This window comes from Banduia mediterranea (assembly GCF_031846245.1).
Taxonomy (GTDB): Bacteria; Pseudomonadota; Gammaproteobacteria; order Nevskiales; family Nevskiaceae; genus Banduia; species Banduia mediterranea.
On the sequence record NZ_JAVRIC010000020.1, the window covers coordinates 16,416 to 39,744 of the forward strand.

The window sequence follows — 23,329 nt, forward strand, 5'->3', positions numbered from 1 at the left end:
AGTGTCTACACCGACCCTCCCCCATCTCACGCCTCCCGGATTCGCCCGTCATCGTCGGCCCCAGGGCCGACCTTAGCCTAATCGCTCGATGCCGCGCAGGTAAGGCTTGAGCGCGTCCGGCACGGCAATGCTGCCATCCGCGTTCTGGTAGTTCTCGAGGATCGCGACCAGCGTACGCCCGACCGCCAGACCGGAGCCATTGAGCGTATGCACCAGCTCCGGCTTGCGCGTGTCCGGATGGCGGTAGCGAGCAAGCATGCGCCGTGCCTGGAAGTCCTCGCAGTTCGAACACGAGGAAATCTCGCGGTAGCGCTGCTGTGACGGCAACCAGACCTCGAGGTCGTAGGTCTTGGCGGCAGCGGCGCCCATGTCGCCGGCGCACAGTGCCAGCACGCGATACGGCAGTTCCAGCAACTGAAGGACCTTTTCTGCATGTGCCGTCAGGGCTTCCAGAGCTTCGTAGGAGTCCTCCGGCCGCGTGATGTGCACCAGTTCGACCTTCTCGAACTGGTGCATACGGATCAGCCCGCGCGTGTCGCGGCCCGCCGAACCGGCTTCCGAACGGAAGCAGGGCGTATGCGCGACCATGCGCCGCGGCAATTCATCGGGGTCCAGAATCTCGTCGCGGCACAGATTCGTCACCGGCACTTCGGCGGTGGGGATCAGATACCAGTCGGACTCCGCGTCGAGCTTGAACAAATCCTCGCCGAACTTCGGCAGCTGCCCGGTGCCACGCAGCGAAGCCGCGTTGACGATATACGGCACATAGACTTCCTCGTAGGCATGCTCGTCCACGTGCAGATCCAGCATGAACTGGATCAGCGCACGATGCAGCCGCGCCAGATCACGCTTGAGCACCGCAAAACGGCTGCCCGTGAGCTTGGCCGCCACCTCGAAATCGAGCTGTCCCAGTGCCTCGCCGAGATCGGCATGGTTGCGAACCTCGAAATCAAACTCGCGCGGCGTGCCCCAGCGACGCACTTCGACGTTATCGTCCTCGCGGGTGCCGTCCGGCACGCTTTCGTGCGGCAGGTTCGGCAGCGCCATCACGAACTGCTCGATTTCGGCCTGCACGGCTTCGAGCGCGGACGCATTCGATTCGAGCTTGCCCTTGATCTGATCGACCGCCGCCAGCAGCGGCGTGATGTCCTCACCCCGGCCCTTGGCCTGGCCGATCGACTTGGACCGGGCATTGCGCTCGCTTTGCAGAGCTTCGGTTTCGATCTGCAACAGCTTGCGCCGTGATTCCAGGTCGGCGAAACCCGCCAGATCGAATTCGAAACCGCGGCGCGCCAGTCGCGCGCGGACCGTCTCGGGATCGCTACGCAGCAGTTTGGGATCCAGCATCGGAAAAGCTCTTCGGGCGTCAGAAAAGGACGCGCATTGTAGACGTTGAAACCGCCTTCACGCTTTCGCTCAACGCGCGATCCACAACCGCAGGCCATGCACGCTGGCCAGACCCAGCACCGTGGCCGCCAGCGAGCCCAGCACGTGAACGCCGATCAAAAGCATCGCGGCGCCGAACTGCTGGCGCAGCAACAGGCTGGTGGATTCGGCTGAGAAAGTGGAGAAAGTCGTCAGCCCGCCGAGGAATCCGGTGGTGATCATCAGCCGCGCCTCGGGTGACAGGCTGTGCAGTATCGGCAGCAGGCCCATTGCCACGCCCATCAAATAACCACCGATCAGGTTGGCCGCAAGCGTCCCCAGCGGCAGGGTGGCGATGATCGGGTTGAGCCACAGGCTCAGCGACCAGCGCAGACAGGCGCCCAGTGCGGCGCCGATGCCCACCACGAAAAATCCGAACAGGCTCACTTGGATTCCGGTCCTTTGCGCAGTTGCGCGAGTCGTTCGCCAATCTTGATTTCCAGGCCACGTGTCACCGGCTGGTAATACACCGTGCCCTCGATGCGTTCCGGCAGAAAGCTCTGCCCGGCGGCGACGGCGCCGGCCTCGTCGTGATCGTAACGGTAGCCCTTGCCGTAGCCGAGCCCCTTCATCAGTTTGGTCGGCGCATTGCGGATGTGCATCGGCACTTCCAGGCTGCCGTGCCGGTTCACATCATCGCGCGCGGCCTTGAACGCCGTATAGACCGCATTGGACTTGGGTGCCACCGCGAGATACACCGCGACCTGCGCCAGCGCCAGATCGCCTTCCGGCGAACCCAGGCGCTCGTACGCGTCCCAGGCCTGAAGACACATTGGCAGCGCGCGCGGATCGGCCAGGCCGATGTCTTCGACCGCCATGCGCGTCAACCGGCGTGCGAGATAGCCGGCGTCCGCGCCGCCGTCGAGCATGCGCGAGAACCAGTACAGCGCGGCATCGGGATTGGAGCCGCGCACTGACTTATGCAGCGCCGAAATCTGATCGTAGAAATTGTCGCCGCCCTTGTCGAAGCGACGCATGCCGCGCCCCAGCAGACGGTCGAGCGCGGCCTCGTCCGCACCACCGCCGGCACGCAGCCATTCGCCCACGGTTTCCAGCAGCACCAGCGAGCGCCGCGCGTCGCCGTCGGCGAGTTCGACAATGCGGCTCAGCCAGTCCTCGGGCACCTCCAGGCCGCCGAGACCCCGCTCCGCATCGTCGAGTGCACGCTGCAGGAGTCCGCGCAGATCCTCGGACGACAGGGTGTTGAGCACGAACACACGACCGCGCGACAACAAGGCGCTATTGAGTTCAAACGAAGGGTTTTCCGTGGTCGCACCGATCAGGATCAGGGTGCCGTCTTCGACATACGGCAGCAACGCATCCTGCTGGCTCTTGTTGAAGCGATGGATTTCGTCGATGAACAGCACGGTACGCATCGGCGGCTGCGCCTGGCGCGCCAGCTGCGCCTTGGCCACGGCCTCACGGATGTCCTTGACGCCCGCCATCACAGCAGACAGCGTCAGGAACTGCGCATCCACGTGGCGCGCGACCACGCGCGCGAGCGTGGTCTTGCCGGTGCCGGGAGGGCCCCACAGGATCATCGACGGCGGCCGCCCGGCTTCCAGCAGCGCCCGCAGCGGCGCCGCTTTTCCGACCAGATGCGCCTGTCCGACAATCTCGTCCAGGCTGCGCGGGCGCATCCGTTCCGCCAGCGGCGCGGCGTCGAGCGTCGCGGCACTCACCGCGCTGCCATGCGTGGGCCTGGGGGGCGAGGTTTCCAGTTCGAGGGCCATCGCGAAAGTTTACGCGCTGTTCCCGCGACGATCAGCGTTCCTGCGAAGCCTCGCCAAACTCGCTCAGCCGGCGTCGACGAGCTCCGCGTCGGCCGGCGGCGTGAACTGGAACTGCGCGGCGTCGATCGTCTGGTTGACGCTCAGATCGGTGAAGCGCACATCGGTCTGGCCGCCGAGCTGATCATGGAAACGCATGCGCACCGGCGCACCCTTGCGCAGCCACAGCTCGATCGATTTGAAATCGCTGTCGGTCTGAGTCGGCAGCAGCCGCACGTTTTGCAGGCCGTCACTGCGTCCGCCATCCTCGATCGTGAAGCTGTCCGACAGGCTGGCGCGCTGCGCCAGCAGTGCCGCCGGGGTTCCGCTCAGGGCCGCCTCGGCGGGACGGCGCGTGACCTGCGCCAAGTCCGGGTCGTAGACCCAGATCGATTCACCGTCACAGACCATGAGTTGCTCATACGGTGTGTCGTAGGTCCATCGGAATTTTCCGGGGCGCGACAGCGCCATGCTGCCGCTGGAACGTTGCAGCACTTCGCCCGAATCGTCGGTCTGCACCTGTTCGTAGTTGGCACTGAAGGTGCGCACGTCCTCGACGAAGCTGCGCAAGGCGCTTTCGGCCTCACTCGCATGAACCGGCGCGGCACCAAACATCAGGCTCAGCAACACACCCAGCGTGGACAGCAATTTTCTATTCAAGGAGAAGCTCCGGAACATCGAAATGGGCGCGATCATCGGATGCGGTACTGAACCGCCTATGAACCCGGTCCCTCAGCGGGGCGACCGCTCCAGCAGTCGATCAAGGTCCTCGGCCAGGGCGCGCTGGATTTTTTCGCCATAGCCACTGTAGACGTAACGAATCACGCCCTGTTGATCTATGACGAAGCTGAACGGTATTCGGTTGACACCGTACTGCGTGCCGAGCGCACCGTGCGGGTCCGAAGTGAGCATCAGATCGACATCGCTGAGCCGGGTCTTGAGTTCCGCGAACACTTCGGAGGACTGCGCGAAATTGATCGAGGCGATGACCAGACGGTCACGCCCTACGCTGCGCTGAACGCGCTCCAGAAGTTTCATTTCATCGAAACAGGGCGCACACCAGCTGGCCCAGAAACTGACGATGACGACGCGGCCGCGAAACTCCGCCAACTCGCGCATCTGCCCGTTCACGTCCACACCGAGCATCGGCGGCGGCGTATCGCCGGGCAGCAGCATTGCACGCGCCGGCGTCGCCGACAGGATCAGAACAAGAAAGACAATTGGGCCCGCCAGGCCGAGCAGTAGCCGCCTCAACGCTCGCCTGCTCCCGGCACCAGAATTTCCCGATTGCCGCCGGGCCCGCTGGGACCGACCACGCCGGAGGCTTCCATCTGCTCGATCATGCGGGCCGCGCGGTTGTAGCCGATCTTGAGGCGGCGCTGTACCCAGGATGTGGAGGCCTTGCCGGTTTCGATGACCAGGGCCACGGCCTGGTCGTAGAGCGGATCCTGCTCGGCATCCTCGGTCTCGGCACCGGTACCGGCATCGGGCTCGCCGGACACCACCGCCTCGATGTAGTCCGGTTCGCCGACCTGACGCAGGTAGGCGGCCACCTTGTGGACCTCATGGTCGTCGACGAAAGCGCCGTGCACGCGATTGATGCGGCTGGAACCCACCGGGCGATACAACATGTCGCCGTGACCCAGCAAGGTTTCGGCGCCCATTTCATCGAGAATCGTGCGTGAATCCACGCGCGAGGCCACCTGGAACGCCACGCGCGACGGGATATTGGCCTTGATCAGGCCGGTGATGACGTCGACGCTGGGGCGCTGGGTCGCAACGATCAAATGAATACCGGCGGCACGCGCCTTCTGCGCGATACGGGCGATCAGCTCTTCGACCTTCTTGCCGACGACCATCATCATGTCCGCAAGCTCGTCGATGATGACCACGATCGCCGGCACCGCGTCCAGATACACCGGTTCCGGCGTTTCGCCGTCCTCGAACAGATCCATGTCCGGCTTGGGCGCCAAGGGGTCGATCAGCGGCTTGCCGGCGGCCACCGCGTCCGCGATCTTGCGATTCAGGCCGGCCAGATTGCGCACCCCGATTTGCGTCATCAGACGGTAGCGGCGTTCCATTTCGCCGACACACCAGCGCAGCGCATTGGCGGCATCCTTCATGTCAGTCACGACCGGCGTCAGCAGATGCGGAATGCCTTCGTAGACCGACAGCTCCAACATCTTCGGGTCGATCAGGATCAGGCGCACCTGATCGGCCGTGGCCCGATACAGGATCGACAGAATCATCACGTTGATCGCCACCGACTTGCCGGCACCGGTGGTGCCGGCCACCATCAAATGCGGCATCTTCGCCAGATCGATCACGACCGGATGGCCCGCGATGTCCTTGCCCAGCGCCAACGTGACCGGTGAAGCCGAATTCTGATACGCCGGCCCGGATAGGATTTCAGAAAGCTGCACCATATCCCGGTGGTGGTTCGGGATTTCCAGGCCGATGACGGACTTGCCTTCGACCACCTCGATCACACGCACGCTGGCCACGGACAGCGCACGCGCAAGATCCTTGGACAGATTCGTGACCTGGGAGCCCTTGACGCCCGGTGCCGGCTGCAATTCGAAACGCGTCACTACCGGCCCCGGCTGTGCTGCGACCACGGTGGCGGTGACACCGAAGTCGGCCAGATGCTGCTCCACGTCACGCGAAATGCGCTCCAGATCAACCCCGCTGAAACCCTGCACCGACGGTCGCGGCGCATCGAGCATCGAAAGCGGCGGCAGCGGATCACCGGTAAACGGCGGCACCTCCACCTCGGCTTCCTCGGTGATCGGCAGACTCAGCTGCATTTCGGCCGCGGCGTTGGGAGCCTTGCGCCGCTTCTTCAGTTCGCGTTGCAAGGACGGCGAACTTTCGACCGGCGCCTCCGGACGTGCGCCGTTGGCGAGTGGCGGCGGCGACAGACTGAGCTCGCGTCGGTCCACGGCGAGCTTCGCGGAGTCCCGCGCCTTGTCACGTGCGGCGGCCGCCTCGGACCGGCGCCGGCGCCAGGACTGCCAGCCATTGAGCAGCACTTCACCCACACGGTCGAACAACATCAGCCAGGAGAACGTCAGCGCGATCGGCAGCGACGCGGCCAGCAAGGTCAGCAACAGCAGGCTCGCGCCGACCGTGCTCAATACGCCGACCAGCGTGTCCGCCAGCATCTGGCCGCTGATGCCGCCGCTGCCCTGCGGCACCCAATTGGGTGAGGCCCCCACGTGCTGCGCGAACAAGGCCGCGGTGCAGGCCACGGTCACGATGGCGGCGACGCCCCGCAGCGCCGCCGGTAGCCGGGCGATGAGTGGGTTGCGCAGGCTGCGGTAGGCATTGAGCCCCAGCGCAAAGACCAGCGCCGGCACCAGATAGGCCACATAGCCCAGCAGCGACAGCAGTACGTCGGCGATCCAGGCTCCGGTCACGCCAATCAGGTTATGGATGCGGCCGCCGTCACCACTCGACGACCAGCCGGGATCGCCCGGGCTGTAGCTGAACAGCGCGACCAGCAAAAATACGGACAGACCCAGCGCCGTGGCGAACAAGGCCTCGTGCAGCAGGCGTTCGATCCAGCCGGGCCCGGTATCTACGGCCTGAGATTTGGGCTTTGGCACAGAAACTGCGGAATTACGATACGTGGATGAATCAGTCGTGCAAGTATATCAGTGCGTCCGCCTGAGCCGGCTCAGGCGCGGGCCGACCTCGTACTTGAATAATTGCACCGGAACCCTCATCAATGAGGCAGGTCTACAGGAGCATACGAGGCTCCGGGGGTCCGCAGCATGCCAAACGAAATCCGCCATTTCATTCTCACGCCTGCCGGTACGGTGCGCGAGTTCTCGCCCGACGAGGCCGCCCAGGTCGCGACCGGCAGTGATACGCTGCCCGAATTCGCCAAGCACCGCCTGCGCTACCTGCAGGTCACCGTCGAAAGCGACAACGGCGCGGAAATTCGCGTGCAAACCGCCGGCGCCTGCATCGAATTCGACGAAACCGGGCGTATCGCCTCGGCCGATGCCCCGGAGAGCGCGGACGAACGCCTCAGCAAGTTCGAATATGACACCTGCATTCAATGGGCCTTGCGCGAAATTCCGGCGACTGCCATCACATTTCACTAGACGGAAATCACCGTTTTGCCGCAGCCTGAATCCATGAAGCTGCGGCATGTCTCCTCGATCAGTTCGGTTTCCGCCGAAGCCTGGGATCGCCAGTTCGATCCGGACTATCCGTTTACCCGGCACGCCTTTCTGGCGGCGTTGGAGCGTCACGGCTGCGTGGGCGCTGGAACGGGCTGGGAACCCTGCCATCTGCTGGCGGAAACCGAGGCCGGCCAACTGCTTGGTGCGGTCCCGCTGTACCTGAAAACCCATTCCTACGGTGAGTTCGTATTCGATTTCAGCTGGGCCAATGCCAGTCATCAGCTCGGCAAGCCGTACTACCCGAAACTGGTCAGCACGATCCCGTTTACGCCGGTCTGCGGCCCGCGGTTGGGCACGAGCGCAGCGGGTGTGCAATCGGCACTGGGCGAAGCCCTGCTGAACACCACGCGGGACAACAGGCTGTCGTCCACGCATCTGCTGTTTCTGGATGAAGCCGCGGCTTCATCCCTGGAAGATCAGGATTTCCTGACGCGCCTCGACGTGCAGTTCCAGTGGTGCAATCGAGACTATGCCGACTTCGCCGGGTTTCTCGGCGGTCTGTCCAGCGACAAGCGCAAGAAGCTCCAACGCGAGCGTCGCCGCATTCGCGAAGCCGGCCTGCACTTCCGGCATTGCCGGGGCGAAGACCTCAGCGAATCGGACTGGCATGACATCTACGCGCTTTATGCCAATACCTATGCCGAGCGTGGACAAAGCCCCTATCTGAGCCTGGATTTCTTTCTCGACTACGGCCGGACCGCCCATTCCCCGATGCGGGTATTGAGTGCACATGACGGCGAGCGACGCGTGGCCGCGGCCATCTGCCTGCACGGTGGCGACACGCTCTACGGCCGCAATTGGGGCGCACGAGGCTACTACCACAGCCTGCATTTCGAGACTTGCTACTATCAAGGCATCGAGTTCTGCATCCGCGAAGGCCTGTCGCGTTTCGACGCCGGTGTTCAGGGGGCGCACAAGCTGGCACGCGGCTTCGACCCGGTGACCACCCGCTCCGCGCACCATCTACAGGATCCGCGGCTGCACTCCGCAGTGGCGGCATTCTTGCAGCGGGAACGCGAAGCGGTGGAAGCCGAGCGCTGGGATCTGCTCGAACACAGCGCGTTTCGCGCCGCCGAGCAGGAGCGACAGCGAAGCACCGACGCATGACCACCGACAACCCCATCCGTCTGCACTGGCTGGACCCGCGCAACCCGCGGCAGGCGTTCCCGCCGCCGGGAAGCGCCATGCGCGACCCCAACGGCCTGCTTGCGATCGGCGGTGATCTCTCGGTCACGCGCATGGTCCGGGCGTATTCCCAGGGCATCTTTCCCTGGTACAACCCGGATGAGCCGATACTCTGGTGGTGCCCCGACCCACGCGCGGTGCTCGAACCCTCCGCCTTCCGGATATCCCGCAGCTTCGCCAAGACACTGCGTCGCGGCGATTTCGCCGTTACGCTGAATCATTGCCCGGCGCAGGTTCTGGACGCCTGCGCCGGCCCGCGCCGTGGCAGTCGCGGCACCTGGCTGGGGCCGGACATGCGCAGCGCCTATCTGGAGTTGCACGAGACCGGCTTCTGCCAGAGCATCGAAGTGTGGCGCCACGGCCGGCTCATCGGCGGGCTTTACGGAGTTTCGATCGGTCGCGCGTTCTTCGGCGAATCGATGTTTTCACGCGAGCCGGACGCCTCGAAGATCGCCCTCGCCTTTCTGTGTCGCCAGCTCCAGGACTGGCGCTATGAATTGATCGATTGCCAGATCAGTTCGGAACACCTGCAAAGTCTCGGCGCCGTCGATATCTCGCGCGAACGGTTTCTCGCGATGTTGCGTCAAGCGGTCGGCGTTCCCGGCAGGACCGGCAAGTGGCGCTTCGAGATTCCAGTGCCCGCGAGCCGCGAGCACCGCCCGGAGGGACCGTGACCGACGCCCGCATCCGGCTCTACCTGGGCACCGACCATGCCTGCGGCTATCTCGACACCCGCACCGCGCGCAGCCTGTTCATCGACCCGAAGCTGCCGCTGGATGCCCGGCGCTACGCGATGTTCCTGGATCTGGGATTCCGACGCAGCGGCGATTACGTCTACCGGCCGCATTGCCAGGGTTGCAGCGCCTGCATGCCAGCGCGGGTTCCGGTTCGGGAATTTGCCCCCGATCGCGCGCAACGGCGCTGCCTGCGGTCCAATCGCGCCGTCGACGTCACGACCGGCGACGACCTGGATGACGAACACTTCGCGCTGTACCGCCGCTATCTCGCCGCACGTCATCCCGGCGGCGGCATGGACGCCGATGACCGTGAAGCGTTTCGCAGCTTCCTGGGTTGCCGCTGGCAGCAGCCGCAGATCTGGGCGTTTCGTGAGCATGGCCGCCTGCTTGCCGGCGCCGTGGTCGACGTGCTGCCGCATGGCCTGTCGGCGGTTTACACCTATTTCGACCCTGAGCTGCGGCCACGCGGCCTCGGCACTTTCGCCGTGCTGACCGAGATTGCCAAGGCGCGTGAATCCGGTCTGGACTACGTTTATCTGGGCTATTGGGTGCCCGGCAGCGAGACCATGGACTACAAGCGACGCTTCAGGCCATTGGAGGTTCTCGAAAACGGCCATTGGTCACGAATTGCCGAATGCTGAGCGAATGCCGATAATGGCGCGCTTTTTTTCGAAACCCGAAGGCTCCATGCCCAAAGAAGATCATATTGAAATGGAAGGTACGGTCCTTGAGACCCTGCCCAACACCACGTTCCGTGTAAAGCTCGAGAATGGTCACGTCGTGACCGCTCACATCTCCGGCCGCATGCGCAAGCATTACATCCGCATACTCAGAGGCGACAAGGTCAAGCTGGAAATGACCCCCTACGACCTCAGCAAGGCCCGCATTACCTACCGGGACAAATAAGCGTCCCGGTGTTGTCGCCGCCTTCATCGTCAGAATGCGGCTGCTTCGATTCCCAAACTGCATGACTGCGACCGTCCCGAACGACGTTCGCGGTTTTGTCGTGTCCGTTGTCCGGATTCATGTCGGACACATTGGGGAGGCGGCCCGGAACCAAAGCGTCAATCGGTGGGCGGGTATGGATTCCACGTCCCCGCTGCGCGCGCGCCGGAAGGGCGACTTTGCCAGTCGCCTCGGCGAACGCGAAAAAAAGCGGCCCGAAGGCCGCTGTGATGATCAAGCTTGCTGAACACCCGATCAGGCGATCTCAAGCTGCGCAATCTGCTCGCGACTTTCGATCTCGAAGCTCAAGGCATCGTCAGTCACGCTGACCACAACCCGGCCGCCACCGGAGAGCTTGCCGAACAACAGCTCTTCGGCCAGCGGTCGCTTGATGTTTTCCTGTATGACCCGCGCCATCGGCCGCGCACCCATCTTGATGTCGAAGCCGTTGTCGGCCAGCCAGATGCGGGCATCCTCGTCCACCGTCAGGCGAACAGCCTTGGACCCCAGCTGTTCCTCGAGTTGCAGCAGGAACTTGTCGACCACCCGGAACACCGCTTCCTTGGGCAGCGCGGCGAACGGCACGATCGCATCCAGTCGGTTGCGGAATTCCGGCGTAAAGGCCTTGCGGATGATTTCCATGGCGTCGCTGGTGTTGTCCTGCTCCGAGAAACCGATCGAACGCCGCGCCACCTGTTCCGCGCCGGCATTGGTCGTCATGATCAGGATGACGTTGCGGAAATCCACGTGGCGTCCGTTGTTGTCCGTCAGCGTGCCGTGATCCATGACCTGCAACAACAGATTGAACACATCCGGATGCGCCTTCTCGACCTCGTCGAGCAATACCACGGCGTGCGGATGCTTGAGCACCTGGTCGGTCAGCAAACCGCCTTGGTCGAATCCGACGTAACCCGGAGGCGCACCGATCAGGCGCGAGATGGTGTGCCGCTCCATGTACTCGGACATGTCGAAGCGGATCATCTCGATACCGAGCAGTGAAGCCAGCTGGCGCGTGACTTCGGTCTTGCCGACACCGGTAGGGCCGGCCAACAGGAACGAACCGATCGGCTTGTCCGGATTGCCGAGGCCGGAGCGCGACATCTTGATGCTCGAAGTCAGCGCGTTGACGGCGTCGTCCTGCCCGTAGATCACGAGCTTGAGGTCGCGTTCCAGCGAGGCCAGACGATCACGATCGGAGCTGGTCACCGCCTTCGGCGGGATTCGCGCGATGCGCGCCACGGTGTCCTCGATGTCCTTGACCTGCACGGTCTTGCGCTTGCGGCCTTCCGGCAGCAGGCGCAGGCGTGCCGCAGCCTCGTCGATGATGTCGATGGCCTTGTCCGGCAGGTGCCGGTCGGTGATGTGCCGAGCCGACAGCTGAACCGCCGCTTCCAGCGCCGGGCGCGTGAAATGCACCTGGTGATGTTCTTCGAACCGTTCCTTGAGCCCTTCGAGAATCTTGATGGTGTCGGTGACGGACGGCTCGACCACGTCGATCTTCTGGAAGCGCCGCGCCAGGGCGCGGTCCTTCTCGAACACGCCGCGGTATTCCTGGTAGGTGGTCGAACCGATGCAGCGCAGTTCGCCGGAGGACAGCAGCGGCTTGAGCAGGTTGGAGGCATCCATGACGCCGCCACTGGCGGCGCCGGCACCGATGATGGTGTGGATTTCGTCGATGAACAGGATCGCGCCCTTGCGCTCGCCCAGCTCGGCGAGCACGCCCTTCAGGCGCTTCTCGAAATCACCGCGGTATTTGGTGCCGGCGATCAGCGAGCCGAGGTCGAGGCTGTAGACCACACCGCCCTTGAGCAGATCCGGCACGCGGTTCTGTGTGATCAGCCAGGCCAGACCCTCGGCGATGGCGGTCTTGCCGACACCGGCCTCGCCGACCAGCAGCGGATTGTTCTTGCGCCGCCGGCACAGCGTCTGCATGACGCGCTCGATTTCCAGCTCGCGCCCGATCAGCGGGTCGATCTTGCCCTTCTTGGCGCGCTCGTTGAGGTTGGTGGCGAACTGCTCCAAGGCGGGCTGCTCGCCGCCGGCGGCCGCTTCCTTGTCGGCGGACTCCCCGGACTGCGGGGCTTCGTTCTCGCCCGAGACCTTGGAAATACCGTGCGAGATGTAATTGACCACGTCGAGGCGCGATACCCCCTGCTCACCGAGCAGATAGACCGCCTGCGTGTCCTTCTCGCTGAAGATCGCGACCAGGACGTTGAGCGTGGAGACCTGCTTCTTGCCGGCCGACTGCACGTGGTAGATCGCGCGCTGCAGAACGCGCTGGAACGACAGCGTGGGCTGAACGTCGCGTTCCTCGCCGTCAGCCACCTTTTGCACGTTCTGGCGAATGTAGTCACGCAGACCCTGCTCCAGCGCTTCGAGATCGGCGCCCGAGGCGCCCAGCACCTCGTTGACATTGGCATCGGAGAGCAGCGCCAGCAGCAGGTGCTCGACCGTCAACAGATCGTGACCGTCTCCACGCGCCGACAGGAAGGCGGCGTCCAAGGCTTTCTGCAATTCATCGCTCAACATCAGGCTTTCTCCATCACGGTCAGCAACGGGTGCTGGTTCTGGCGGGCGAAGCTGTTGACCTGGGCCACTTTGGTCTCCGCTATTTCCGACGGGAAGATGCCCGCCACTCCACGGCCCTGCGTGTGTACCTGCAGCATGATTTGTACCGCTTTTTCATGTGCATGGTGAAAGAACTTCTGCAGAACCAGTACAACGAACTCCATGGGGGTGAAGTCATCGTTGACCACGATGACCTTGTACATCGGAGGCTGCTGCAGGCGAGGCTTGGCCTCGTCAGTGACGACATCGAGCAGACCTTCGCGTTGGTTCTCGGACATGGCTCCATCATAGCCGGCCCTCGGACAGTCTCAAGCCCCGTCCGCGGGATATTCAAGAAATGCGGCCAGGACGACACCATGGCCCGCCGGAATCGCACCGTCGATCGGGGGGAGAACGGCGCTGTCCACCATATTGGGTCGCCGCGCGCGGAATGCAATCCCAAGGCGCGCGGCCGCCGCGGCCGCTATTTGGTCTTGAACACGAACACGCCGTCCCAGTCGACGGGCGGCGGCGTCACGCGTAGCTGCCGCACCCGATCCAGGTACAGACCATACAATCTGCGCTCCGGTTCCCGCCTTGCAAGTTCGAGCCAGGCGGCCTCGGCCTGATTCCAGCGGGCGCCACGATAGGCCTGCAAGGCACCACGATGTCGCGCCAGCGACTCCCGCACGGAACTGCTCAGTTCCTCCTTGGGGCCCAAGGGTTCGAAGATCGTCACCGGGCGTTCCTTGCCCTTGACGCGCACGCAATCGAGCTCGCGCATCGCCCAATCGGACGGCAGCGCCTCACGCGTGATCTCGCTGATGATGATCGGCACGCCGTAGACCTTGGTCAGGCCCTCCAGACGCGAGGCGAGGTTCACCGGATCGCCCATCACGGTATAAGCCACCCGGAATTCGGAACCCATGTTGCCGACGCGCATGTCGCCACTGCCGATGCCGATGCCGATCCGGATCGCGGGCCAGCCGCGCGCCTCGAACTGCGGATTGAGCGCTTGCACCGCCGCCACCATGTCCAGGGCTGCACGGACTGCGTTCAGGGCGTGCGACTCGTCCGGCAACGGCGCGCCCCAGAACGCCATGATCGCGTCACCCATGTACTTGTCGATCGTGCCGCGATACTGCTGGATGCAGCGGGTCTGCGGCGTCAGGAACTGGTTCATCATGTCCGACAGCGATCTTGCGTCCAGTCGTTCCGAGATCGAGGTGAAATCCCGCACATCGGAAAACAGCACGGTCATATCGCGGATGTCGCCCTCCATCGACACCACCTGCGGCCGCGCCGCCATTTCCTCGACCAGTTGCGGCGGCACGTATTGCCCGAACAGCCGGGAAATCTCGCGCTTGCCGCGCGATTCCACGAAATAGCCGAACAGCTGCTGGGCCAGGAACAGAAACAGCGTGAACACCACCGGCACGCCCATCGGCAGGATCGCGCCGAGCTGCCAGGCCAGCAGGGCACCACCGACGACCGCCAGCGCCACCCCGGCGGCGAGTCCGGCACCCGCCAGCGGTGACAGGCGTGGAAACAGCAGGCCGATCAGCAACGCGATCAGCGCCAGCTCCACCACTTCCAGCCCCAGGTAATAGGACGGTTTCTTGCGGATCTGGCCCTCCAGCATGCCGGCAATCAGATTGGCGTGGATTTCCACGCCCGGAAATGCACGCGCCACCGGCGTGACCCGCAGGTCGAGCAGGCCCGGCGCCGTCGTGCCGAGCAATACGATGGCGTCCCGAAGCACGCCCGGCTCGACACTTCGGCGCAGGACATCGGTCGCCGAGACATAGGGAAACGAGCGATATCCACCGCGATACGGAACCCAGGCGGCGACCTGCTCGTCCACCGGAATCTCCAGCGGGCCGAGTTCAACGGCTTCCAGATTCAGCGAGCGGCGCTTTGCCGGGGGGTCGAACAGCAGCGAAACCGGAGCGCCGCCCAAGGCGGCACGGGTCACGCTGAGCGCCAGCGACGGATAGACCCGACCCTGATAGGCCTGCACCAAGGGCACGCGGCGGTACACGCCGTCGTCGTCCACCAGCGGGTTTTCGAAGAATCCGCCGAGGCCCGAAGGCGCTTGCAAGCCCTGGAGGTTGCCCGTAAACCCGTGCGGCGCGACGTAGTCCACGGCGTCCTCGACGGCAAACAGCGGTGGCCCCAGAACGCCCTGTTCCGGCGCTTCGTCCGATTTCACGGATTGCTTGAAGACGAAACCCATGACCACTGCGCGATCGCTCAGCGCCTCGGCGAACCGGCGATCATGATCGATCTGCGCCGAGACCGCCGCGCTCGCGGCCGCGAAACCCGGCAGACGGCCGACAGCACTGTCGCTGAGCCGAGACAGTAGCCGCGACGGTGACTGCCCGTCCGGCTCCGGAAACGTCATGTCCAGCCCGAGTACGCGAATGTTGTAGTCGTCAAACAGGCGGTCGACCAGGTCGGCCAGCAGATCGCGGGGCCACGGCCATTGGCCTTCGGCGGCCAGGCTCTTTTCATCGAGATCGACGATCACGATCGGGGCCTGGGATTGCGCCTGGGCCGGCAGGCGCATGCGGGCGTCGTAGGTGAAGGTCTCGATCCGGTCGAGCAGGCGCCAGCGCAGCTGGCCTGCGCTGTGCAGTGCGAACAATGTGAACACGGCCGCGCCAATCGCGAGCCGCACTATCGAACGCTGCATGATGCCCCGCCTCCCCCGTGATCCCCAACAGTCATTGTAGTGGTGCTGCGTACGGCCACCATGTTCGAGACTGGCGGCGAGCCGATCACAGACGAACACCAAGTCTTTCAACCGGATACAATTTCTGTCGTCACCGGGCTACGCGGCGTCACGGTCGCAAGGTATCATCGCGCGACATGAGCAGGGGACTCCCACCGATTATCGATCGCGGCCTGGCCGTGCTGCCGGCTGCGGTCAGCGCCGTACTCGCACTGGTGCTCGGCGTACAGCTGGCACATCTGGTGTGGGCGTTTGTTCCGGTGCCGACATGGACGCCGCCGCCAGTCACCGTTGACCGCAAGGATTCCGCGTCCAAGACCGTCGACCTCGACCTGATCGTCAGTGCCGCTCTGTTTGGCCGCTACGAAGTGCCCAAGACCCGTGCCGCAATCGAGGATGCGCCGGACACGCGCCTCAACCTAAAGCTCATCGGCATACTGGCGAACACCGATACCCATGGATCGCGCGCGCTGATCGAGAGCAGCGACGGCCAGGAAAAACCGTATGCGATCAACGATGACATTGATCGCGGCGTGTCCTTGCAGGCGATTTTCCCGGACCGGGTGATCCTGTCGCGGGCCGGTCAGCTGGAAACCCTGCGCCTCGACAAGGACAAGCCCAGCGCCGCCACCGACAGCCGCTACCTGCCCGGCCAGAGCGGCGGTGACAATGCCGTGGACGTCGCCGAACTGACCCAGATTCGCGAAACCCTGCTGGCCGATCCCAGTCGCGCCCAGGAATTCATCCGCGTGGTGCCGGCCAACGTGGGCGGCAACCAGCGTGGCTACCGCATCTATCCGGGGCGTAACCGCTCGCTGTTTTCGGCCGCCGGACTGCGCCCCGGCGACCTGGTCACGGCCGTCAACGGCGTAGAATTGAACGATCCGGCGCGAGCCTTGCAACTGCTGGGTGAACTGAGCCAGGCCACGAGCGTGAACCTTTCGGTGGAACGTGGCGGTCAACTCCAGAACTACACTCTAAGTATTAACTGACATGCTCGTCCGATCCCCTCGCCTGCGCCTGATCGCGCTGTTCGCCCTGACGCTCTCGTTCTCGGCCCACGCACAGAACGAAGTCACGCTCAACCTCAAGGACGCCGACATCAACACGCTGATCGCGACGGTCAGCGATGTCACCGACCGCAACTTCATCATCGATCCGCGCGTCAAGGCCAAGGTGACCGTGATCTCGTCGACGCCGATGTCGCCGGAATCGGTCTATGAGACCTTCCTCGCGGTGCTGCAGGTTCATGGTTTTGCAGCGATTCCGGCTGGCGACACGATCAAGATCGTGCCCGAAACCAGTGCGCGCCAGGACGGCGGCACCGGCACGCGGTCGATCCCCGGCGATGAGATCGTGACGCGCGTGATGTCGGTGGAGAACGTGCCGGCCGCACAGCTCGTGCCGATCCTGCGGCCGCTGGTGCCGCAATGGGGGCACCTCGCCGCGTACACGCCGTCGAACATGCTGATCATCGCCGACCGTGCCGCCAACGTGACGCGCATGGAGCGCATCATCGCAGAGATCGATCGCAGCGGCGATCAGGAAATCGAGATGATCAAGCTGCGCCATGCCGCGGCTGCCGAGGTGGTACGCATACTCAGCACGCTGGCGCAGCAGAACAAGCAGCAGGATCCGACCACCAACCCGGCCACAATCATCGCGGACGAACGCTCCAACGCGGTGCTGGTTGGCGGCGACAAGTCCGAGCGCCAGAAATACATCGAGATCATCCGCAGCCTGGATGTGGAGCTGGCCGACGACGGCGCGACCCAGGTCATCTACCTGAGCTATGCCTCGGCCGAGAATCTCGCGCCGATTCTGGAAGGCTATGCGGAACAGGCTGACCAGGCGCAGAGCGCGGCGCAAGGCGGTGCGGCGCAGGGCGGCGGCCGCGGCGTGGGCTCGCGCATCATCGCCGACCCGGATACCAATGCCCTGGTCGTCACCGCCAATCCCAAGACCATGCGCCAGATCCGCAGCGTGGTGGCACAGCTCGACATCAGACGTTCGCAGGTCATGGTCGAGTCGATCATCGCCGAGGTCAGCGCCAACAAGACTGGACAGCTTGGCCTCGACTGGGTGGTCTACAACCCCGATAACATCGCCGCCGCCGGCATATTCTCCTCAAGCACGCAAAGCGCCCTGAACTCGGCCTCGCAGGCTGCAACCGCCGGCGCCGATACCGAGGATCTCGCCGGCGCCGCGCTGAGCCTGCTCGGTGAAGGCGCCACCGCCTTTCTCGGCAAGATCAACAGCAGCGGAACCAGCTTCGGCGCCGTCCTGCACGCGCTGCAGGGGGACGGCGACACCAACATCCTGTCGGCACCGACGCTGTTGACGATGGACAACGAGGAAGCCGAGATCTCGGTGGGCCAGGAAGTCCCGTTCCTCACTGGCCAGTATTCAAGCACCGGCACCAGCAGCGGCATCAACGGCGCGGTCAATCCGTTTCAGACGGTCGAACGCAAGGATGTGGGTCTGACACTGGGCGTGACACCGCAGATCAACGTGGGCGATTCGGTCAAACTCAAGCTCAACCTCGAAATTTCCAGCCTGTCGGCCAGCGGCAGCTCGCTGACGCAGATCACCAACAAGCGCACCGTGACCAACACCGTTTCGGTGCAAAGTGGGCAGATGCTGGTTCTGGGTGGCTTGATCGACGACAACGTCACCGATTCGCAGTCTGCGGTGCCGTTCCTCAGCAAGATTCCGCTGCTGGGCAATCTGTTCAAGTACCGCTCGGTGGAAACCACCAAGCGCAATCTGATGGTGTTCCTGCGCCCGGTGATCCTGCGCAAGCGCGGTGAGGCGGATTACTACACCGCGCGCAAGTACAACGGTGTACGCGACGCACAGTTGCAGCAGGCCGGCCAGGGCGACGTGCCGCTGGTCGGTGGTCCCAAGCCGGTTCTGTTGCCGATCGAGCAGTATCTGCGCGACAACACCGCGCCGGACTTCCCGGACGAAGCGGCGGACGATCCGCGCGCGGGGAAGCCGGCCGAAACCGTGGCGCCCGGCAGCGTTGAAGGCGAATAAGCGGCTTTATGATGCTTGAACAGGAAGCACTGCGCCGGCCGAGTTATGCGTTCGCCAAGCGCCACGGCATCGTCGTGGCCGGCGTCGTCGACGAGCATGTCGAAATCGTGTGCCGGCGTGGTGTCGGGCTTGAATCCGTGCTGGAAGTGCAGCGCTTTCTGTCCCGTCCGGTCAAACCCAAGACCGTGGATGACGAGGAGTTCGACCGCTTCCTGCAGCGTACCTACGAGGAAAGTCGCGGCGCCGCCTCGGAACTGATGGAAGGCCTGGGCGACGAGGAAGACCCGGATCTGAATTCGCTGGCACAGGTGCTGACCGAATCGCAGGATCTGCTGGAGTCGCAGGACGATGCGCCGATCATCAAGTTCATCAACGGACTGCTGATCGAGGGAATCAAGGAGAACGCCTCCGACATTCACATCGAAAGCTTCGAATCGCAGTTGATGGTGCGTTTCCGCGTGGACGGCGTGCTGCGCGAAGTGATGACGCCGCCCAAGAGCCTGGCGCCGCGCATCGTCTCGCGCATCAAGATCATGGCCAAGCTCGACATCGCCGAAAAGCGCCTGCCACAGGATGGCCGCATCTCGCGCTCGGTGGCGGGACGCAAGGTCGACGTGCGCGTCTCGACGATCCCCACGGGTCAGCACAACGAACGCGTGGTGATGCGTATTCTCGACAAGCAGGCCGGCCGCATCGACCTGGAGCACCTCGGCCTGGAACCGCAACAGACCGCCGCGCTACGCCGCATCATCCAGCGCCCCTACGGGATCATGCTGGTCACCGGGCCGACCGGCTCCGGCAAGAGCACCACACTCTACGCCGCGCTGCAGGTGCTCAACGATCGCAGCCGCAACATCATGACGGTCGAGGATCCGATCGAATACAACATCGACGGTATCGGTCAGACTCAGGTCAACACCAAGGTCGACATGACCTTCGCGCGCGGTCTGCGCGCGATCCTGCGTCAGGATCCTGATGTGGTGATGATCGGCGAAATCCGCGACCTGGAGACCGCGCAGATCGCGGTGCAGGCTTCGCTGACCGGCCATCTGGTAATGTCCACACTGCATACCAATACCGCGATCGGCGCGATTTCGCGGCTGCGCGACATGGGCGTGGAACCGTTCCTGCTGTCCACCTCGCTGATCGGTCTGATGGCGCAGCGCCTGGTGCGCTCGCTGTGCCCGCACTGCAAGCAGTCCTACGAAGCCGATGCGGTCGAACGCGAGCAGCTCGCGATCCAGCATGCCGAGCCGGTGGTTCTTTATCGCGATGTCGGCTGTCCACAATGCCGCCATACCGGTTTCCAGGGACGTTCCGGCATCCACGAAATCATCGAGATCGACAGCACGCTGGAGTCGATGGTGCACGACAACAGTTCCGAGCAGATCATGGAAACGCACGCGCGCAAGTCCAGCCCCGGCATCATGCAGTCCGGGCGCAACAAGGTACTGGCCGGCGTAACCACCCTGCGCGAAGTGCTGCGCGTCACCTCGGAAGACTGATGGCTTCGCTGGTGAGTCGACAGGCGTCAGGCGTCAGGCGCGAAACGAACGTGCGACGATAAAATGGCCGCCTTCGAATACAGCGCGCTCAATGCCAAGGGCCGCCAGGAAAAGGGGCTGATCGAAGGCGATACCGCGCGTCAGGTTCGCGAGATGCTGCGCACGCGCGGCTTGATGCCGACCGAGATCAAGCAGGTCGCGGAGATCCGCAATGAGGATCGCAAGCTGTTTTCGCGCAAGGGCGCCAGCCTGTCGGCCAGCGAACTGTCGTTGTTCACACGTCAGCTGGCCACCCTGACACGCTCCGGGCTGCCGCTGGACGAGGCGCTCACCGCCGTTGGCGAACAATCCGAAGGCAAGAGCATCAAGCGCGTCACCCTCGGCGTACGCGCCAGCGTGGTCGAAGGTTCCAGCCTGGCGCGTGCGCTGGCCGAATTTCCTGGCGCGTTTCCGCCACTGTTTCGCGCGACCGTGGAAGCGGGCGAGCAATCCGGCAAACTCGACAATGTGCTCGAACGCCTCTCGGACTATGTCGAAGGCCGGCAGGAGTTGCAGCAGAAACTGGTCGTTGCCGCGATCTATCCGGCGGTGCTGGTGTCGGCATCCTTGCTGATCGTCTCCGCCTTGCTCGCCTACGTGGTTCCGCAGGTGGTCAGCGTGTTCGAAAGCAACGGCAGCCAGCTCCCGTTCCTGACGCGCATGCTGATCGCGATCTCCGACTTCATCCGCGATTACTGGCCGCTGCTGATCGCGCTCGCGGTCGGCATTCCCTGGGGCATTCGCGCGGCGCTCAAGCGCGAGCCGATCCGCCGGCGCTGGGACCGCCAGCTGCTGCGACTACCCTTGATCGGCCGCGTGGTTCGCACCAATCAGACAGCCCGCTTTACACGCACGCTCGGCATCCTCACCAATTCCGGCGTGCCGATACTTGACGGCCTGCAGATCGGCGCCCAGGTGGTGACCCACCTGCCGATGCGTGACGCCATCGATAGCGCTGCGCGACGTGTACGCGAAGGCAGCAGCCTGTCGAAATCCCTGTCGGAGAGTCGCTTGTTTCCGCCGATCTCCTTGCACCTGATCGCCAGCGGCGAGCAATCCGGCAAGCTCGACGACATGTTGGAACGCGCGGCGGAGAACCAGGAACGCGAACTCAATGCACTGATCAACGGCTTGATGGGGGCCCTGCCCCCATTGCTGGTGCTGCTGCTGGGCGCCATGGTGCTGATGATCGTGCTCGGCATTCTGCAGCCGATATTCGAGTCCTACGACCTGCTGGGTGCCTGATGTTCTTGCGCAGCACACGCATACGGCTGGCAGGATTCGAAACCCGTGCCTTGTGCCTCGACGCTCCGCCAGAGCGCCCTCGCCTGCTGTGCCTGCACGGCTGGGGGGATTCGGCAGACGCCTACAAGCCGCTGTTTTCGGCCATCGAGGGCGAGTTTTCGGCCGTCGCTCTCGACGCACCGGGTCATGGCGAAGCCTCGTCGGAGCGCGGCGGCGCACGGCTGCCCCAATGGATCGACCTGTGCCGCGCGGCCATCGGACACTACGAACAAGCCGCAGCACTGATACTGATCGGCCAGAGTTTCGGGGCGCGCGCCGTCCTGACCGCGCTCGCCGGCGACGCGGCGGCTCGTCGCCGCGTCGCGCGCGTCATCGCCATTGCCCCGGCACCGCTGCGACTTCCGCCCTGGCAACGGGTGTTCGTACGCAATCGGGCGCTGGCCGACGGCCTTGCCTCCCTGTCCGCCGACAGCAGCCCCGAACAGGCGATTGCTGCCGTGGTGGAACGCCATCGGCGCACCAGCTTTCACGCACCGGAGTCCCTGTCCGCCAGCGTTTTCGAGGACTACGCACGCCATGTCAGCATCGAACGCGCAGCCCGCTCGGTCGACGAACTCCGACAAATCGGGGAGGAGCTGCAGCAGCCGCTGTCGCTCGCGGAACTGAGCGTTCCGGTCGATATCGTCTGGGGACGCCAGGACCGGCTGGCGCCGCTGTCCGGCGCCCAGGACTATCTGGCCATGCTTCCGCATGCCCAACTTGAAGTGATCGACGACTGCGGACATCACGCGCACATCGAGGCGCCGCAGCGAATCGCGGCACTGCTGCGTCGCGCCGGATCAAGCGGCGATCAGGGATAGACGCGACGCACGCGCTGCGTCAGACCACAAAACAGCTCGTAGGACAGCGTCCCCGCGCGGTCGGCGAGTGCTTCGACCGGCAGGCCCTCGCCCCATAACAGCACCGAATCGCCGACGCGGGTCTGCGGGATCGCGGACACGTCGATCGTCACCATGTCCATCGAGACCCGCCCCACCATCGGCGCGCTCTGTCCGTGCACCTGAAATGGCGTGCCGTTCGGCAGACAGCGGAGCACGCCATCGGCATAGCCGACCGTGACCACGGCGATGCGCATGTCGCGCTCACAGTGGTAGATCGCGCCGTACCCGATCGGTTCACCAGCGCGGCAGTCCCGCAATGCGAGCACGCGCGACTCCAGGCGCATCGCCGGTCGCAGCCCCAGCTCGGCCCCGGTCCGGCCGGACAGCGGGCTCGCGCCATAGAGCAGCAGGCCGGGCCGGACCCAGTCGGCACGCGCCTGCGGCCAGGCGACAAGCCCCGCCGAATTGGCGATCGTGCGGGCACCTGGACGGTCCGCCAAGACGGCGTCGAAACAATCGATCTGCGCCTGGGTGGCCGCGCTGTCGGTTTCGTCGGCACGGGCGAGATGCGTCATCCAGCCACACAGCTGCCAGTCGCGCCGCGCCAGTATCCGTTCGTGAACGGCGGCTACTTTCTCGGGTTCGAAACCGAGCCGATGCATCCCGGTATCGATCTTGATCCACAAGCGCGCTCTCGCGCCACGCGGCAGCTGCTCCAACAGTGCGAGCTGCCAGTCATCGTGGACCACGATCTGCAGTTCGTGATGCAGGCACAGGCGCAGCTCTTCCAGCGACAACACGCCTTCGAGTACGACGATCGGCGCGTAGACACGCGCCTCGCGCAAACGCAGGGCCTCTTCGAGACAGGCCACAGCGAAGGCATCCGCCTCCCAGGGGTGGCGCCCGGCAAAATCGCTCTCGGAGCGCAGATCACGCAAGGCACGCGCCACCTGCACGGCGCCGTGTCCATAGGCGTCGGCCTTGATCACGGCCATCACACGGGAATCAGGCGTCCATTGACGTATCCGCGTCAGATTGTGGCGGATCGCGTCGAGGTCAATGCTGGCGGTGACGCGTGGAATCAT

At 64.3% G+C, this 23,329-nt stretch carries 20 protein-coding genes; 10 read left to right on the plus strand and 10 right to left on the minus strand.

Annotated elements, in window-relative coordinates; genetic code table 11:
• Positions 1–72: 72 nt before the first annotated feature.
• The 6 genes from serS to RM530_RS13250 form a co-directional block, all read right to left on the minus strand.
• A complete protein-coding gene (serS, locus tag RM530_RS13225; protein WP_311365722.1) occupies positions 73–1,347 on the minus strand; it encodes a serine--tRNA ligase in 1,275 nt (424 codons plus the stop codon).
• A gap of 69 nt (positions 1,348–1,416) precedes the next feature.
• Positions 1,417–1,812: a fluoride efflux transporter CrcB gene (gene crcB, locus RM530_RS13230; RefSeq protein ID WP_311365723.1), complete on the minus strand. Its 396-nt coding sequence runs from the start codon at positions 1,810–1,812 to the stop codon at positions 1,417–1,419.
• Positions 1,809–3,065, minus strand: a complete 1,257-nt coding sequence (locus RM530_RS13235) for a replication-associated recombination protein A (RefSeq protein ID WP_311365793.1) — start codon at positions 3,063–3,065, stop codon at positions 1,809–1,811. The genes crcB and RM530_RS13235 overlap by 4 nt, the downstream gene beginning before the upstream one ends.
• A gap of 156 nt (positions 3,066–3,221) precedes the next feature.
• Positions 3,222–3,854, minus strand: a complete 633-nt coding sequence (gene lolA, locus RM530_RS13240; protein ID WP_311365724.1) for an outer membrane lipoprotein periplasmic chaperone LolA — start codon at positions 3,852–3,854, stop codon at positions 3,222–3,224.
• A gap of 72 nt (positions 3,855–3,926) precedes the next feature.
• Entirely contained in the window at positions 3,927–4,370 is a 444-nt protein-coding gene (locus RM530_RS13245) for a TlpA family protein disulfide reductase (RefSeq protein ID WP_311365725.1), read from the minus strand.
• Between the two features lie 74 nt (positions 4,371–4,444).
• Positions 4,445–6,802 carry a DNA translocase FtsK gene (locus RM530_RS13250; RefSeq protein ID WP_311365726.1) on the minus strand — a complete coding sequence of 786 codons (2,358 nt, stop codon included), beginning with the start codon at positions 6,800–6,802 and terminating at the stop codon, positions 4,445–4,447.
• A 168-nt stretch (positions 6,803–6,970) separates the two neighbouring features.
• Here RM530_RS13250 and RM530_RS13255 point away from each other — a divergent pair, with 168 nt between their 5' ends.
• From RM530_RS13255 to infA, 5 genes are read left to right on the plus strand one after another with little or no spacing between them, the layout of a single operon-like run.
• Positions 6,971–7,306, plus strand: coding sequence for a hypothetical protein (locus RM530_RS13255; protein WP_311365727.1), 336 nt, complete (start codon positions 6,971–6,973; stop codon positions 7,304–7,306).
• A 33-nt stretch (positions 7,307–7,339) separates the two neighbouring features.
• The gene (locus tag RM530_RS13260; RefSeq protein ID WP_311365728.1) at positions 7,340–8,494 is read left to right on the plus strand and encodes a GNAT family N-acetyltransferase; all 1,155 of its coding nucleotides are present in this window, start codon (positions 7,340–7,342) and stop codon (positions 8,492–8,494) included.
• Complete coding sequence (gene aat / locus RM530_RS13265; RefSeq protein WP_311365729.1) at positions 8,491–9,246, plus strand: leucyl/phenylalanyl-tRNA--protein transferase; 756 nt, start codon at positions 8,491–8,493, stop codon at positions 9,244–9,246. Before RM530_RS13260 ends, aat begins: the two co-directional genes overlap by 4 nt.
• Complete coding sequence (locus RM530_RS13270) at positions 9,243–9,950, plus strand: arginyltransferase (RefSeq protein WP_311365730.1); 708 nt, start codon at positions 9,243–9,245, stop codon at positions 9,948–9,950. Before aat ends, RM530_RS13270 begins: the two co-directional genes overlap by 4 nt.
• A 46-nt stretch (positions 9,951–9,996) precedes the next feature.
• Positions 9,997–10,215, plus strand: coding sequence for a translation initiation factor IF-1 (gene infA, locus RM530_RS13275; protein WP_311365731.1), 219 nt, complete (start codon positions 9,997–9,999; stop codon positions 10,213–10,215).
• 294 nt (positions 10,216–10,509) lie between these two features.
• Here infA and clpA read toward each other — a convergent pair whose 3' ends face one another.
• The 3 genes from clpA to RM530_RS13290 all read right to left on the minus strand — a co-directional run bounded on the left by clpA (position 10,510) and on the right by RM530_RS13290 (position 15,496).
• Positions 10,510–12,783: an ATP-dependent Clp protease ATP-binding subunit ClpA gene (gene clpA / locus RM530_RS13280; RefSeq protein ID WP_311365732.1), complete on the minus strand. Its 2,274-nt coding sequence runs from the start codon at positions 12,781–12,783 to the stop codon at positions 10,510–10,512.
• Positions 12,783–13,100 carry an ATP-dependent Clp protease adapter ClpS gene (clpS, locus tag RM530_RS13285; protein WP_311365733.1) on the minus strand — a complete coding sequence of 106 codons (318 nt, stop codon included), beginning with the start codon at positions 13,098–13,100 and terminating at the stop codon, positions 12,783–12,785. Before clpS ends, clpA begins: the two co-directional genes overlap by 1 nt.
• Before the next feature lie 185 nt (positions 13,101–13,285).
• Positions 13,286–15,496: a CHASE2 domain-containing protein gene (locus RM530_RS13290; RefSeq protein ID WP_311365734.1), complete on the minus strand. Its 2,211-nt coding sequence runs from the start codon at positions 15,494–15,496 to the stop codon at positions 13,286–13,288.
• A 176-nt stretch (positions 15,497–15,672) separates the two neighbouring features.
• Here RM530_RS13290 and gspC point away from each other — a divergent pair, with 176 nt between their 5' ends.
• The 5 genes from gspC to RM530_RS13315 all read left to right on the plus strand — a co-directional run bounded on the left by gspC (position 15,673) and on the right by RM530_RS13315 (position 22,223).
• Positions 15,673–16,527, plus strand: a complete 855-nt coding sequence (gene gspC, locus RM530_RS13295) for a type II secretion system protein GspC (protein WP_311365735.1) — start codon at positions 15,673–15,675, stop codon at positions 16,525–16,527.
• A gap of 1 nt (position 16,528) precedes the next feature.
• Positions 16,529–18,574, plus strand: a complete 2,046-nt coding sequence (gene gspD / locus RM530_RS13300) for a type II secretion system secretin GspD (RefSeq protein WP_311365736.1) — start codon at positions 16,529–16,531, stop codon at positions 18,572–18,574.
• Between the two features lie 11 nt (positions 18,575–18,585).
• Entirely contained in the window at positions 18,586–20,079 is a 1,494-nt protein-coding gene (gspE, locus tag RM530_RS13305) for a type II secretion system ATPase GspE (protein WP_311365737.1), read from the plus strand.
• Between the two features lie 63 nt (positions 20,080–20,142).
• Positions 20,143–21,363 carry a type II secretion system inner membrane protein GspF gene (gene gspF, locus RM530_RS13310; protein ID WP_311365738.1) on the plus strand — a complete coding sequence of 407 codons (1,221 nt, stop codon included), beginning with the start codon at positions 20,143–20,145 and terminating at the stop codon, positions 21,361–21,363.
• Positions 21,363–22,223 (plus strand): alpha/beta fold hydrolase, encoded by an 861-nt coding sequence (locus RM530_RS13315; protein ID WP_311365739.1) that lies wholly within the window; start codon positions 21,363–21,365, stop codon positions 22,221–22,223. Before gspF ends, RM530_RS13315 begins: the two co-directional genes overlap by 1 nt.
• Here RM530_RS13315 and alr read toward each other — a convergent pair.
• Complete coding sequence (gene alr, locus RM530_RS13320; RefSeq protein ID WP_311365740.1) at positions 22,214–23,329, minus strand: alanine racemase; 1,116 nt, start codon at positions 23,327–23,329, stop codon at positions 22,214–22,216. The genes RM530_RS13315 and alr overlap by 10 nt on opposite strands.

Coding starts and splice junctions, on each gene's coding strand:
- alr (WP_311365740.1), bottom strand. CDS start 23,329: ATGATTCCACGCGTCACCGCCAGCATTGACCTCGACGCGATCCGCCAC.
- gspC (WP_311365735.1), top strand. CDS start 15,673: ATGAGCAGGGGACTCCCACCGATTATCGATCGCGGCCTGGCCGTGCTG.
- infA (WP_311365731.1), top strand. CDS start 9,997: ATGCCCAAAGAAGATCATATTGAAATGGAAGGTACGGTCCTTGAGACC.
- RM530_RS13255 (WP_311365727.1), top strand. CDS start 6,971: ATGCCAAACGAAATCCGCCATTTCATTCTCACGCCTGCCGGTACGGTG.
- aat (WP_311365729.1), top strand. CDS start 8,491: ATGACCACCGACAACCCCATCCGTCTGCACTGGCTGGACCCGCGCAAC.
- RM530_RS13245 (WP_311365725.1), bottom strand. CDS start 4,370: ATGCTGCTGCCCGGCGATACGCCGCCGCCGATGCTCGGTGTGGACGTG.
- serS (WP_311365722.1), bottom strand. CDS start 1,347: ATGCTGGATCCCAAACTGCTGCGTAGCGATCCCGAGACGGTCCGCGCG.
- RM530_RS13260 (WP_311365728.1), top strand. CDS start 7,340: ATGAAGCTGCGGCATGTCTCCTCGATCAGTTCGGTTTCCGCCGAAGCC.
- RM530_RS13290 (WP_311365734.1), bottom strand. CDS start 15,496: ATGCAGCGTTCGATAGTGCGGCTCGCGATTGGCGCGGCCGTGTTCACA.
- clpA (WP_311365732.1), bottom strand. CDS start 12,783: ATGTTGAGCGATGAATTGCAGAAAGCCTTGGACGCCGCCTTCCTGTCG.
- clpS (WP_311365733.1), bottom strand. CDS start 13,100: ATGTCCGAGAACCAACGCGAAGGTCTGCTCGATGTCGTCACTGACGAG.
- RM530_RS13315 (WP_311365739.1), top strand. CDS start 21,363: ATGTTCTTGCGCAGCACACGCATACGGCTGGCAGGATTCGAAACCCGT.
- gspF (WP_311365738.1), top strand. CDS start 20,143: ATGGCCGCCTTCGAATACAGCGCGCTCAATGCCAAGGGCCGCCAGGAA.
- RM530_RS13235 (WP_311365793.1), bottom strand. CDS start 3,065: ATGCGCCCGCGCAGCCTGGACGAGATTGTCGGACAGGCGCATCTGGTC.
- gspE (WP_311365737.1), top strand. CDS start 18,586: ATGCTTGAACAGGAAGCACTGCGCCGGCCGAGTTATGCGTTCGCCAAG.
- gspD (WP_311365736.1), top strand. CDS start 16,529: ATGCTCGTCCGATCCCCTCGCCTGCGCCTGATCGCGCTGTTCGCCCTG.